Source organism: uncultured Veillonella sp. (genome assembly GCF_915069625.1).
Lineage (GTDB): Bacteria > Bacillota > Negativicutes > Veillonellales > Veillonellaceae > Veillonella.
In genome coordinates this window covers 1-13,597 of the sequence record NZ_CAJZFD010000043.1, presented here as the reverse complement: position 1 = coordinate 13,597, position 13,597 = coordinate 1, and the positions used below count along the sequence as shown (strand labels likewise).

The window sequence follows — 13,597 nt, the reverse complement described above, 5'->3', positions numbered from 1 at the left end:
AGACCCTTATAGGGTCAGAGCAAACCACCCGTTCTACGGGTGGTTATGATTTTTAAAATCTACTCTATGTTGATTTGGCTCTTATTAAAAGTAATTATTATTACAGATTGTAAAGCATATTATTTGTAATTGATATTAAAATTGTGAGCTTGGCTACTAACATACGTATGCGTGTATGGTATACTAGCCTATGAAAAGTTCTGTATTATGCTTAATAAATATAAGCCAAGAGGGTACTAATATGATTACACAAGAGTTGAAAGATCGATTAATTGCAGATTATCCAAAGTTTGAAGATATGACGCATAAGTTCTATAAGAAAGAAATGTCTATTGCAGACTATAAAGGGCAATCCGGTGCCTATGGTAGTTATGCTGAGCGTGGTGCTAACTCTGGTATGAGCCGTTGGCGCTTCAACGGTGGGCGCATGACACGCGAGCACATGCAGTTTTTAGCGGACTCTATTCGCAAATATAATTTGCAGCACGTACATTTCACTACTGGCCAATGTTTGCAAATGCATGGCCTCGATGGTGATACAATTCTAAATCTATATAAAGAATGTTATGATCACGGTATCTATAACCGCGGTGCTGGTGGTGACAATCCAAATGTGGTAGCTAGTATTTTGCGCGGTATTGATCCTCGTGAAACCTTAGATATTACGCCATATGCAACGGCTATTAGCGAGTTTCTTCTAGAGCAAATGTTCTACATCAAAATCCCTCGCAAATTTAAAATGGGTATCGATAATGGCTTTGATAGTACGCCGCATGCTACGTTCAAGGACCTTGGTTTCAATTTAACGAAACACAATACCTTTGATGTATACGCTTGTGGTGGTATTGGCCCAAATCCTCGTATTGGTATTCCTGTAGCGCACGATGTGGCGCCTGAGGATGTTTTATACCATGTGAAAGCTATGCTTATGGTCTTTGCTAACCATGGAAATTTCAAAAACCGTGGCAAGGCTCGTACTCGCTATATGCCTGCGGAAATGGGTGGAGCTGAAGCTTTCATCAAGACCTATGAAGAAACATTGGCTATGGTGAAAGAAGTGGAACAATTAACCATTAATCCAGCTGACTATGCTTATGAAATTACAAAAACTGGTAAGCGTGATAAGTCTGTGGAAAACGATCGTATTCACCGTCAAAAACAAGAAGGTTTATACTACGTAGAATACCATCCGGCAGGTGGCGATGCTAATGTAGAACACCTATTGGCTGCTCTTGATTATGCTGTAACACTTGATCAAGTAGAAGCACGTATTGCGCCAGACCAAGCATTGTTCTTCATCAACCTTACTGCTGATGAGGCTCGTAAAATCGCAGAGTTAACAGACGATAGTGCGGAAAATGATTTCCGTCGTTCCGTATCCTGCGTAGGCTCTACAGTATGTCAAATCGGTATGCAAGACTCTAATGGCCTATTGAAAGATATCTTTGCACACCTTGAAGAAAAAGGTGTAGATACAAGTAAACTACCTCGTCTACACATCTCTGGCTGTCCACACTCCTGTGGTACACACCAAATTGGTGAAATTGGCTTCCATGGTGCGGTTAAACTAGTAGATAAGAAACCTACAGTAGCCTTCATCCTCGTAGACGGTGGTTCCGAACACATGGGCTCCGAAAACTTCGGTAAAATGGCAGGTAATATCGTAGCCACAAAAATCCCAGAATTCTTGGAAGCCTTGGCAAACATCCTAAACCAATCCCCAGAACCAGACTTTGGTACATGGAGAATGACACACAAAGCGGAATACATGGAACTTATAAAAGCATTTGAGTAAATTTCCTTTTCCGCTTGTGATGGGGCCCCGTTAGATTGCGACAACTCAATAAATAATAAAAAGAGGTCCCTCTTTGCTCCGTTCTTCGCAAAGTCGCTGCATAGGGACCTCTTTTTATTATTTGAGCGTCTGCTATTAACTAGTCCCATCACAAGCTACATCTGATCTTTACTCAAATGCTTTTATATGATGGGGAAAGGGAGAGACTAGCCGCAGGCTAGTCCTTCCCCTACGGTGGGCATAGCGCCACTACTCTAAATCCTAGTTGCAGGCTATTTTTTCCCACATGGTGGGCGTGGCGCCACTACTTTAAAGCCTATTATAGGGTATAAAATTTTAGTGTTTTGTAGATTTATTTTATAGATTAATTGTAATGGTGCTTGGGCGTGCTTATAACTTGATTATAGTTGCCTTTTGGATGGGACATCTTTATAACTAAAGTGATAAAAAAGTAAGGATGCGCTTGTGCAGCGACTTTGCGAAGGATGGAGCAAGCAAGAGTATCCTTACTTTTTTTACCAAGTTGTACTAATGAAACGGGGCCCCATCCAAAAGGGCAATATATAGCGATAAGCTAGCACCATTACAATTAAATCGATTGGTTAAAACTAGATATCACTTGATTTTGTGTGTTATAATAGGCTTTATAGTAGTGTTTGGAGGATTTATCAGATGTTATTTACCGTCAATACAGAAGTCTGTACACGATGCGGCCTTTGCGTAGCTGACTGTCCAACAGGCTTGCTAGTGATGTCCGAAAATGGGCCTGTAACTGGCAAGGGAGGTTGTATCTCCTGTGGGCATTGTATTTCCGTATGCCCAACGCTTGCTCTTGATAGTGATATGACCCCACGTAAAGAGCAAATCGATATCACAAAAGAACAAAAATTAACGCCAGAGCAAGCTGAGTTATTCTTGCGCAGCCGTCGCTCTATTCGTAATTATCAAAATAAACCAGTTCCTGCTGAGCTTATTCGCAAGGTCTTAAACGTTGCAAGAATGGCTCCAACAGCAACAAATACACAAGGTATTTCCTATATTGTTATTCGGGACAAACAAAAGTTGCGTCGCATTGCAGATCTCGTTCTTGAGTGGATGCATTTGGCTGCGAAAACTGTGCCGATTATGCGTCTTTATGCTCGTGCAGCACAAGCTGAGGTCGATAAGGGTAAGGAATACATCTTGCGCGATGCGCCTGCGCTAGTAGTGGCCATCGGTTCTAAAAAAGATATTCACCGTACTCACGATAGCGGGCATTCCTGCTTGTCTTATGCAGAGTTGTATGCACCAACATTAGGTTTAGGCACTTGTTGGGCTGGCTTCTTTGAACATGCAGGCGAAGCAGAGTATAAACCACTATTGGAACTATTAGGTGTACCAGAGGATAAAATCATTGCTGGTGGTATCTTGATGGGCTATCCAAAGGTTCGTTACCGTAACATCGTGGAACGCCAACCATTGGACGTAACATTCGATACTGAAGAATAGTAGTGATTGATTACTAATAATAGTGATTGATACTAAAGAATAAAATAAAAGCGATACTCTAAATAGTTAGGGTATCGCTTTTTGGCATTATACATATTTTACTGTAGTTACTACATTTGTTAAGGTGATAGTCGTATTTATAGATCTATAAAAGATTGTTTATCAAAAAGACCGGCCTCGTATTGAGGTCGGTCTTTTGGTTAGTTTGCAGATGTAATGCTACCTTTGAAAGTATCGTTGATGAATTGTTTAATTGCATCAGATTTGTAAATGTCTGCAATTTTTTTGTAAGTTTCGTTGTCTTTGTCTTCACTACGTACCGCAAGTACGATGACTGTTAGTGGTTCATCTTTTGATTCGAAGAAGAAGCCTTGTTTTTCTACACTAAGGCCAGCACTTTGTACATAATTCATTGGAATAACTGCAATTGTTACATCATCTAGACTACGAGGTAATTGAGCTGCTTCTAATTCTTGAATCTTTATATTTTTCGGGTTAGATGTGATATCTGCAACAGTTGCTTTGAAGCCGACACCATCTTTTAACGTAATTAATCCAGCTTTAGCTAATAATACTAATGCACGACCACCATTAGTAGGGTCATTTGGAATAGAAACCGTAGCGCCTTCAGGTACATCTTGTACGCTATGTACACTATTACTATATAATCCCATACGCACTAAAAGGGTTTTACCGATTGCTACTAAGTTGGAACCATTTTGTTTGTTAAAGTTTTCCATAAATGGCACGTGTTGGTACGCATTCAATTGAATGTCGCCATCAGCAAGAGCTTTATCTGGTGTTACATAATCGGAGAACTCTACAACTTTAAGGTCGATACCTTGTTTTTTAGCTTCTTTTGCAACTGCTTCAGCTACTTGAGCGTGAGGACCTGCAGTAGCACCGATTTTAATTTCTTTTGGTGCTTGGCTAGATTGATTTGTATCTGTGCCGCAACCTGCGATGGCGAATGCTAGAACGCCAACGAGAAGAGGGGCAATAAATTTTTTTAATTTCATGAGAACATCCCTTTCTACTTATACATATAATGTATATATCCTATCATGTGAATGGGATTTTGTATATAGAGCAAAAGATATCGGTTAGCTATAGATTAAAGCTATGGCTTTTATGAGCTCGCTAATGATAAGGGGTGTAGCATATCTAAGAATATCGAAAAAATGATATAATAGATATAAATTTCGTACAATTAGACTTATAGGTTTTATATGATATATATAGGAGGTCACTATGTTTAACTTTGATTTTTATAACCCTACACATATTGTATTCGGTAAAGATCGCTTGAGCGAATTAAATGCATTAGTACCAAAGGATGCAAAGGTGCTTATTACATATGGTGGTGGCTCTGCTGTGCGCAGTGGTCTTATTGACCGTATTGTGGCAGCTCTTGGCGACCGCAAGGTTGAGCAATTCGGTGGTATTGAACCAAATCCATCTCTCGAAACATGTGAACGTGCCGTTGCTTTCATTAAAGAACATGGCGTAGATTTCGTCCTTGCTGTAGGCGGTGGTTCTGTGGTGGACGCTACAAAGCTCATCGTTATGGGTGCTACTTATGATGGCCCTGTTATTGATGTTATGAAAGCTGGTGTTCCAGAGGTTCCGGTAGAAATGGTACCAAATCCATTACCATTTGGTACCGTTATGACACTACCTGCCACAGGTTCTGAAATGAATAATGGTGCTGTTATTACCTATGGTGATGGTAAGTTCCCTGTGTTCAGTAGCTTAGTATTCCCTAAGTTCTCTATGCTCGATCCAACATTGACTTTCACATTGCCAGAAAAACAAGTTAAGAATGGCGTTATCGATACATTCGTGCATACCACAGAGCAATATTTAACATATCCTGTAGACGGCCGTATTCAAGATCGTTTTAGTGAAAGTATTTTGAAAACTATGATTGAAATCGGCAAAGAAACAGTAGAAAATCCAGAAAACTACGACATTCGCGCTAATCACGTGTGGGCCTCTACCTTGGCATTAAACGGCTTGATCGGTGCCGGCGTGCCACAAGACTGGGCAACACATCTTATCGGTCATGAGTTAACAGCGGCATATCATCTTGACCATGGTATTACATTAGCTATCGTATTGCCTGCATTGTTAGAAGTGAAAAAAGCCGACAAACTCGATAAGTTGGCACAATACGCTACACGTGTATGGCATATTACAGAAGGTACAACAGAAGAAAAAGCAGACAAAGCGATTGCTAAAACTCGTGAATTCTTCGAGTCCCTTGGTGTATCTACACATTTGAAAGATTATGGTCTAGGCGAAGAAGCAGTTGATAAAATTGTGAAACAATTGGAAGACCATGGTATGACACGACTTGGTGAAAAAGGCGATGTAACACCAGACGTAGCTCGTGAAATTTTAACGCGCGCTTTATAATAAATGACATTAACACTTTAAATGTATGTGATTTGGAAAGGAGGCGCCCCCTATGAATGAAATAAAAAATCGAAGTGCATTTTCCTTTGCATTTCCTATTATGGTTCCTATGGGTATCAGCTTCTTTTTCATAGGTTTAGGGTTTGGTTTATATGCAACGAGCCAAGGGTTCCCTTGGTGGACGGCGCCGGTTTTAGCGGCTACCATTTTTGCAGGATCCATGGAGTTTGTGACGATCGGCATGTTGATGGCCGGATTTGATCCGATTAATGCGTTTATACTGACCATGTTCGTTAATGGACGCCATTTCTTTTATGGACTATCTGCACTACAACGATATGTACATATGGGCTGGAAATGGTTTCCTACAGTTGCTTGGATGTGTGATGAAAGTTTTGCCATCAATATGGCTACTAAACTGCCCGATGATGTAGATGAAAAATGGTTTTATTTCCACGTGTCTTGGCTCAACTATGTGTTCTGGGTATTTAGTACCTTTGCAGGTGGTCTGTTTGGCAATCTCTTGGCTACTGTAGATTTACGGGGCATCGATTTTGTATTACCAGGTCTGTTCATAGTGGTATTTCTTGAAATGCTGCTCAACGCAAAAAATAACAAGATTAGAGCCTTTGGTGTAGCTGGTGCAGCTATGGCCATAGTTATGCTCTTATTGGTTGGTAAATCGCTCTTTATGCTTTTATCTATGAGCTGTATGCTAGTAGCCTGCTATATTGCGTATAAGTGGGGAGGTGTACATCTTGACTAGTACAGAAATGGTCATTACCGTTGCTATTGTTGTAGCCGGTACATTACTCACTCGTTTTGGTGCCTTCCTTGTATTTCCACCAGGAAAAAAGGCACCAGATTTTGTACTCTTTTTAGGTAAGGCTTTGCCGGCTGCCGTTATGGGCATGCTCGTTGTATATACCTTTAAGGAGACCGTCATTTTAGCATATCCGTATGGTATCCCTGAGCTCATAGCATTAGTTGTTACGGTAGGGTTACATTTATGGAAACGTAACATGCTCATATCGATTGCTGCCGGTACAGTGATTTATATGATACTCGTACAAGCCGTATTTAATGTGCCGAAATAAAATAAACCACTTGTATCTATTCTTAGAGGAGTAGATATAAGTGGTTTTGTTTTTATATTTATTTAAGTTGTAAAAGTCTTTCAAGACCTGGTGCAGTATGGTGATCTTCCAAGAAGTCTTGTTGGTCTAATAGTTCCATAACATCCATGTCGATGTTTGTTAGTTTGAAATCGAATACATCGAAGTTGGCTTCCATGTGACTTACATTATTTGCTTTTGGCAATGGAATGATGCCACGTTGGATGTGCCAACGCAAGATAATTTGATGTTTAGACACGCCGTATTTTTCAGCCAAGCTTTTGATGATAGGATGGTCAAAAATAGGTTGGCGGTCACGGGTGAATGGAGACCAAGCCATGCCTACTACTTGATGTTTTCTCATCAATTGGATAAGAGAGTGGCGTTGGTTGAATGGATGACATTCAATTTGGTTCACCACCGGTTTCACATTGCAGTGATATAGCAAGTCGATTAAGCGATCTTCGTAAAAGTTAGACAGGCCTAACCCGCGCAATACGTTTTGATCGTATAACTCTTCCATGGCACGCCAAGAACCATAATAGTCGCCAAGGGGTTGATGTACGAGCATAATGTCGATGTAATTAGTGTCTAATTTTTTCAAGGAGCTTTCAACAGCACGCATTGTATTATCATAGCCTGCGTCGGTATGCCAAATCTTGGTAGTTACAATAATATCCGTACGTTTAACACCAGATGCTTTGATGCCTCTACCAACGGCCTCTTCGTTGCCGTAGTAAGCAGCTGTATCGAGTAATCGATAGCCTACGTTTAATGCATTAGTTACGGCTTGTTCTGTTTCGCCTTCGCTACCTGTTTTGTAGGTACCATAACCGATAGAGGGAATAAAGCTACCGTTATTTAAAATTCTAAAATCCATCCGTTCTTCCATGAGAACCTCCGTTATATCCATTAATTAAAGGAATTAGCTTTCATACAATTCTAATTGATTTTATGATATACTAAGGTATTGATAAAAATCAATATGACAGGAAGTGACAGAATGAAATTAAACCGAATTTATTCTGTAGTTGCTATGCTTGGTGTTGTGATGATGGCCTTGACCATCGCTGGTTGCGGTACGAAAACGGTATCCGTTGCTGATGTAACATACAAGGATATGCCGCTGCAGATCCATAATGACGCCAATGTAACAGCCCTCAATAAGGCGACGGTAACGCCGACGTTGACGGGGCAGGTCGCATATGCTGTGAAAGTAGGTGACCAAGTACAACAAGGTCAAGTCTTGGCCACTGTAGATACATCGGCTTTACAGCAACAGCTAGCATCCTTACAAGGTCAGTTAGCGCAAGTCTCAGCTCAGTCTTATGCGACGTCTGTGACAACTACGACAGCAGCGTCTGTAGATAGTGCTCAATTGGCACAAGCTCAGAAGATGCGCGAAGCGGGCATGATTACTCAAAAAGAATATGATCGCATTGTAGAGCGGTCTCAACCACAAACTACGACAGTAACAACTGGCGGTGGCGGCGGTGGCGCTAATACGGCGGCTATTGAGGCTCAAATCGCTCAAGTATCTGCACAAATGGCAGCATCTACAATTGTAGCGCCTATAGCTGGTACGGTAACGGCTATTTACAATGAAGACCGTCAAATGGCCATTGCAGATCGTCCGTTCATGATGATTCAACAATCTACACCGATGGTAGCATCCCTTAGCATTCCTCGTGATGCGGCGATGAAGCTTGGCACACCTGATGCTAAAAAGGGGATTAAGGTACTACTTAAGGTAGGTGACCAAGAATTACCTGGTGAATTGACCTATGTAGATGTAACACAGCCAGAAAATGTACCAAGTGTTCTTGTGAAAGCTACTTTCAACAATGACAAAGGCCTCATTAAGGCTGGTGAATTCTATACATTGATTATCGAGTCTAATGTAAAAGCGAAAATGCTCACTGTACCAAGTAAAGCAGTTCGTGAAAACCAAGATGGCAAATACGTGTATGTATTGACTGAAAATAATACCGTTGACGTACGTGTCGTTGAAGTAGGTATGACAGAAGACGATGATGTAGCCATTATTTCAGGCCTAAACGAAGGCGATAAGGTAATCACAAGTGATGGAACCTTTGAATTAGGGGAATCCGTTAAATTATAATGAACAACCATGTGGTTGTATGTATCCATAGTGAATACCTCGACTGAGGAATCTGATAGGAGGGATTATTATTTTAGAATTTAAACGTTTTGAACTAAGAGATAAACCATTAATCGATAAATATTTTGAACAACATCATTACGAAGCATCTGATAACTGCTTTACTACATTGTTTATGTGGCAAGAGGCGTACGGCATTCGTTGGGCTGAGGAAAATGGTGTATTGTACATCCAAGGTGGCGGTAAACGTGAACCGTTCCTATTGCCTCCATTTGCCGGTAAAGATGCAAAGTTCCTCGATGGTTTATTACGCGCTAAAGAATGGTTCGTAGAAAACAATTTGCCATTCCGTTTTAAAGGTGTTAGCAAAGTTGTAAAAGAACGCATGGAAGAGTTATGTCCTGGTCGTTATGAATTTACACCTGACCGCGACAACTACGAATACATTTATAAGTCTGAAGATCTTATCAACTTGTCTGGCAAGAAATTCCGTCAAAAGAAAAACCATTTGAATCAATTCCGCATGCAATATTCTAACTATGAATATATGCCAATCACTGAAGATATCATTCCATTGTGCCGCGAAACAGCAGCATCTTGGGTAGAAACTCATCATGAAGAAGGTATCGAAGATGAATTGGTAGCTATCAACTTGTTATTCGATAACTGGGAGGCGTTAGGTCTTAAAGGCGGCGCCATCAAATTGTTTGGCCGCGTTGAAGCCTTCAGTATCGGTGAATTGTTGAATGATAAAATGGCGTTGATTCACATTGAAAAAGCAAACCCAGATATTCGTGGTTTGTACCAAGCAATCAATAATGAATTCATTCGTCATGAATTTAGCGAAGTAGAATTCATTAACCGTGAAGAAGATATGGGCTTACCTGGTCTTCGCCAAGCAAAAGAATCTTACAATCCAGATCACTTTGCTGAAAAATATGACGCAGTATATGCTAACGAAGCAGACAATGCGACAGGCGGTAAATAAAAATTTGAGCTATGAAGCCGATGTGCTTCATAGCTCCTTTTGTTATAATAGAAGTGTTAGCCTATCTATTTGACTACACATTGTGTATCATCATGGCGATGCGATGCGATGCGATGCGATGCGATGCGATGCGACAGATAGAGAGCGTTTTTTATACTAAACGAGGATAAACTTATGGAATTTAGAATTGCAACGGCTCAAGATACGCCACATGTGGAAAATCTATGGGCATACTGCTTTGAACCAAAGGAAGATCCATTCTTCCAATATTACTTTACAAATTGCTATGAACCAGAAAACACAATGGTTGGTCTTGAACAAGATCAATTGTTGAGTACCGTTCATTTACGTCAATATAATATCAATGTTCGTGGTGCTGTATTGCCTACAAGCTATATGGTTGGCGTAGCCACACATCCAGCCGCTCGTCGTGGTGGCGTAGGAGGTGCGTTGTTGAAGGCTTCTCTTGAAGAGCTTCGCAACCGCGGTCAAGCATTGACGATTTTGATGCCTTCCAAGGCTGCATTCTACCAGCAATATGGGTGGGAACTTTACGCACATCAATGGGTGAACACAATGTCTCTTGAAGACTTGCGCCCTATGACTGATAAATCCTTGAGCTTTGGTTTACTTAATAGCGTTGACCAATGGACATTGCTTGATCCTGTATATAAAACATATACAGCCCGTCTTTCTGGTTATGCAGAGCGCGGTGAAAAGGAATGGAAACGCTTGCTTGGTAGCTTCTTTGCAGAAGGCGTAAACATCGCTGTTGTGCGCAATGATGAAGGTGTTATCGAAGGTTATGCGGTGTATCGTTTAGGCCAACCAGAAATTCCTGTTTCCGAATTAGTTTATACTACACGCCGTGCCCAACGAGCATTGTTAAATTACTTCTATAATCACCGTTCTCAAGGCATTACAATTCGCTGGAATGAAGGCCTTCACGATACATACTATCGATTCTATCCTGATGGTAAAAGTGGCCATTCCACGATACCATACATGATGAGTCGTATTGTAGACGTAAAAGCTGCCTTTGAGGCGATTCCTGTGAATCCAGAGGCTTTGATGATGCCTATTACAATGACCTTTGGTGTGAAAGATAGCCTTTGTGAGTGGAATGAAGGGCGCTATGAAGTCCAATATGGCGGCACATTGACACCAACGGTTAAAAAGGTGTCCGACACATTAGATGGGGACGTAGATATTACTGTTGAAGTCGGTGCTTTGAGCCAACTCTTGATAGGCACATTAACCGCTCGTGACCTTGCTTTTGAAGGTAAACTTTCAGCTAATGAAGAATGGCTAGAATTCTTCGATATTCTATATCCTGAACAAAAAACATATATTAATGAATGGTGGTAATATGAGCTGGAAAACGTATACAGTGAAAGAACCGACTGAATTGACGGTCTCTAAATATGTAAAGGAACGCTTTTCATTATCCTCTCGAGATATTCAAATGATGTTCCGCAAGAAACGGGTGAAAGTAAATAGCCGTGTAGCCCATTCCCAGCGTTCCCTTAAAAAGGGTGATGTATTAACTTTGGAATTACCACAGGATAAGGACTATGGCATCGATGTAGAAAAAGGGCTTATTACCGTACTCTACGAAGATGCTCATACCTTGGTAGTTAATAAAGCTCCATTCATGCTTGTTCATCCTGCAGGGCAAACTAAATCTGGTACATTGAGTAACTATGTGGCTGGGTATTATGCTAAAAAAGGTGTAGTGCACAAGGTGCGTCCTGTACATCGCCTTGACCGAGACACATCGGGTTGTATTCTCTTTGGAAAAACAAAGGAAGCTCAGCAATATTACACTGATGAACTACAAGCGGGGCGTATCAATCGCATCTATACAGGTCTCGTAGAAGGTCGCATTGAGGAGAATGGCGTAGTTGATGCACCTATCGGCGTTGATCCAGTATTTGATAACCGTCGCGTTGTCGATGAATTTGGTCAACCGGCTCAAACGGAATATACCGTTCTGGGTCACGAAGACGATCATACATTACTAAAGTTCAAGTTACTGACAGGGAGAACACATCAAATCCGTGTGCACATGGAACACATTGATCATCCTATCGTGGGTGATGCCATGTATGGTTCACGGAACAAGCCATATACACGCCAATGCTTGCACGCATCAGAACTCACCTTTGTGCCCTATGGTAAGGACGAGCCTATGACGGTAACTTGTGAAGTAGGGGACGATTTTGGCCGTGAAAAATAGTAATTGATTTTATAAGTATCATCAACTATAAGCTACATGATGATGTGGACATAGAGCATGCTACAGATTCTTGTATACAAAAAACAATAGTGATAAAAAATCATAGTCTATGACTTAAAGTCATAGACTATGTTTTTTTTATATTTTCAATTCACAGTGGACAGGAGTATACTATGTATAGACAAAAATTCTATAGAATTTAAAACTTAGATGAGGTTATGGACAGTCACAGCCGATAATATCACTACAGAATGGATTCTTTAGAGGTAGTTTATAGTTTATACTTTCACCAAGACCGAACGGAACGATGCCGCAGAGCTTGGATTGATCAAGTGATATGAAGGAGTGCACGTTATGGATATGAATCAGAGCACAATCGAGCAACAACGTCTAGATCAAGCTAGACTTGAAGCTAATGGTATGTACAGCAGCCAATTTGAAAAGGATGCGTGCGGTATGGGCTTTGTCGTTAATATTAAAGGGAAAAAATCCCATGATATTATCGATGATGGCTTGCGCATTTTAGAGCGTCTTGAACACCGTGGTGGTGCTGGTGCAGATAAGGACACAGGGGATGGTGCCGGTATTTTGGTACAAATTCCGCATGAGTTCTTCAAACGCGAATGCGAAGTGCTTGGTATTAACTTGCCTGCAGCTGGTGAGTACGGCGTAGGTATGGTGTTTGCTCACAAATATGAAAGTCTCCGTAACGAGCAAAAACGCATTTTTGAAGAAGTTGTACGTGAAGAAGGTCAAGTTGTTCTTGGCTGGCGTGAAGTACCAGTAGATGGTACAAAGGTTGGTAAAGAAGCAGCTGCTATCCGTCCTTGGATGATTCAAATCCTCATCGGCAAAGGCCCAGACGTAACTAATAATAAAGAATTTGAACGTAAATTATATATTATTCGTAAATTAGCGGAAAAACGTATTGTTCCATTGAGCAAGGAATTATCTAGCGATTTCTATATTGCATCCTTGTCCTCTAAAACAATCGTCTACAAAGGTATGTTAACACCTGGTCAATTGCGCGACTTCTACCTTGATTTGAGCGACCTTGATTTCACATCTGCATTGGCTATGGTTCACTCCCGTTTCAGTACGAATACATTCCCAAGCTGGGCTCGGGCGCATCCTAACCGTTTCTTAGTGCACAATGGTGAAATCAACACAATCCGTGGTAACGTAAACTGGATCAATGCTCGTGAAGGTAAAGCAGAATCTCCATTATTCCCAGATATTAAAAAGGTATTCCCTGTAGTAGATGACAGCGGTTCTGACTCCGCTATGTTCGACAATACTTTGGAATTCTTGCACATGACAGGTCGTTCCTTGCCTCATGCGATTATGATGATGATTCCTGAACCTTGGGAACGCAATAATCTCATGAGCCAAGAAAAACATGACTTCTATGAGTTCAATAGCTTCATGATGG

At 41.0% G+C, this 13,597-nt stretch carries 11 protein-coding genes and 1 pseudogene; 10 read left to right on the top strand and 2 right to left on the bottom strand.

All coding sequences use genetic code 11. The features are described 5' to 3' along the window. The first annotated feature begins 241 nt into the window (after nucleotides 1-241). The gene (locus QZ548_RS03690) at nucleotides 242-1,795 is read left to right on the top strand and encodes a nitrite/sulfite reductase (RefSeq protein WP_295868402.1); all 1,554 of its coding nucleotides are present in this window, start codon (nucleotides 242-244) and stop codon (nucleotides 1,793-1,795) included. Nucleotides 1,796-2,467: 672 nt separating this feature from the next. After that, nucleotides 2,468-3,283 (top strand): nitroreductase family protein, encoded by an 816-nt coding sequence (locus QZ548_RS03685; protein WP_105089832.1) that lies wholly within the window; start codon nucleotides 2,468-2,470, stop codon nucleotides 3,281-3,283. Between the two features lie 200 nt (nucleotides 3,284-3,483). Here the strand turns inward: QZ548_RS03685 and QZ548_RS03680 are convergent, their stop codons facing one another. Continuing rightward, the gene (locus QZ548_RS03680; RefSeq protein ID WP_105089831.1) at nucleotides 3,484-4,302 is read right to left on the bottom strand and encodes a MetQ/NlpA family ABC transporter substrate-binding protein; all 819 of its coding nucleotides are present in this window, start codon (nucleotides 4,300-4,302) and stop codon (nucleotides 3,484-3,486) included. Nucleotides 4,303-4,534: 232 nt separating this feature from the next. Between QZ548_RS03680 and QZ548_RS03675 the strand changes: the two genes are divergently transcribed. Genes QZ548_RS03675 through QZ548_RS03665 form a run of 3 tightly spaced genes read left to right on the top strand, consistent with a single transcriptional unit; the run spans nucleotide 4,535 to nucleotide 6,798 of the window. Next, on the top strand, nucleotides 4,535-5,701 hold the full coding sequence (locus tag QZ548_RS03675; protein WP_295868398.1) for an iron-containing alcohol dehydrogenase: 1,167 nt from the start codon (nucleotides 4,535-4,537) through the stop codon (nucleotides 5,699-5,701). 52 nt (nucleotides 5,702-5,753) lie between these two features. Continuing rightward, nucleotides 5,754-6,467: an AzlC family ABC transporter permease gene (locus QZ548_RS03670; protein WP_119207285.1), complete on the top strand. Its 714-nt coding sequence runs from the start codon at nucleotides 5,754-5,756 to the stop codon at nucleotides 6,465-6,467. Continuing rightward, nucleotides 6,460-6,798 carry a branched-chain amino acid transporter permease gene (locus QZ548_RS03665; RefSeq protein ID WP_119207287.1) on the top strand — a complete coding sequence of 113 codons (339 nt, stop codon included), beginning with the start codon at nucleotides 6,460-6,462 and terminating at the stop codon, nucleotides 6,796-6,798. The genes QZ548_RS03670 and QZ548_RS03665 overlap by 8 nt, the downstream gene beginning before the upstream one ends. Nucleotides 6,799-6,856: 58 nt before the next feature. Here the strand turns inward: QZ548_RS03665 and QZ548_RS03660 are convergent, their stop codons facing one another. Further along, nucleotides 6,857-7,708: an aldo/keto reductase gene (locus QZ548_RS03660; RefSeq protein ID WP_295868392.1), complete on the bottom strand. Its 852-nt coding sequence runs from the start codon at nucleotides 7,706-7,708 to the stop codon at nucleotides 6,857-6,859. Between the two features lie 111 nt (nucleotides 7,709-7,819). On the opposite strand from QZ548_RS03660, the gene QZ548_RS03655 reads away from it, so the two are divergent. The 5 genes and pseudogenes from QZ548_RS03655 to QZ548_RS03635 all read left to right on the top strand — a co-directional run. Continuing rightward, on the top strand, nucleotides 7,820-8,938 hold the full coding sequence (locus tag QZ548_RS03655) for an efflux RND transporter periplasmic adaptor subunit (protein ID WP_119207289.1): 1,119 nt from the start codon (nucleotides 7,820-7,822) through the stop codon (nucleotides 8,936-8,938). A gap of 52 nt (nucleotides 8,939-8,990) precedes the next feature. Continuing rightward, nucleotides 8,991-9,926, top strand: coding sequence for a DUF2156 domain-containing protein (locus tag QZ548_RS03650; protein WP_295868405.1), 936 nt, complete (start codon nucleotides 8,991-8,993; stop codon nucleotides 9,924-9,926). Between the two features lie 174 nt (nucleotides 9,927-10,100). After that, nucleotides 10,101-11,294, top strand: coding sequence for an enhanced intracellular survival protein Eis (eis, locus tag QZ548_RS03645; RefSeq protein ID WP_295868389.1), 1,194 nt, complete (start codon nucleotides 10,101-10,103; stop codon nucleotides 11,292-11,294). Between the two features lies 1 nt (nucleotide 11,295). Further along, on the top strand, nucleotides 11,296-12,165 hold the full coding sequence (locus tag QZ548_RS03640; protein WP_295868386.1) for an RluA family pseudouridine synthase: 870 nt from the start codon (nucleotides 11,296-11,298) through the stop codon (nucleotides 12,163-12,165). A gap of 354 nt (nucleotides 12,166-12,519) precedes the next feature. Then, a pseudogene (locus QZ548_RS03635) lies at nucleotides 12,520-13,597 on the top strand (glutamate synthase subunit alpha); the annotation flags it as partial.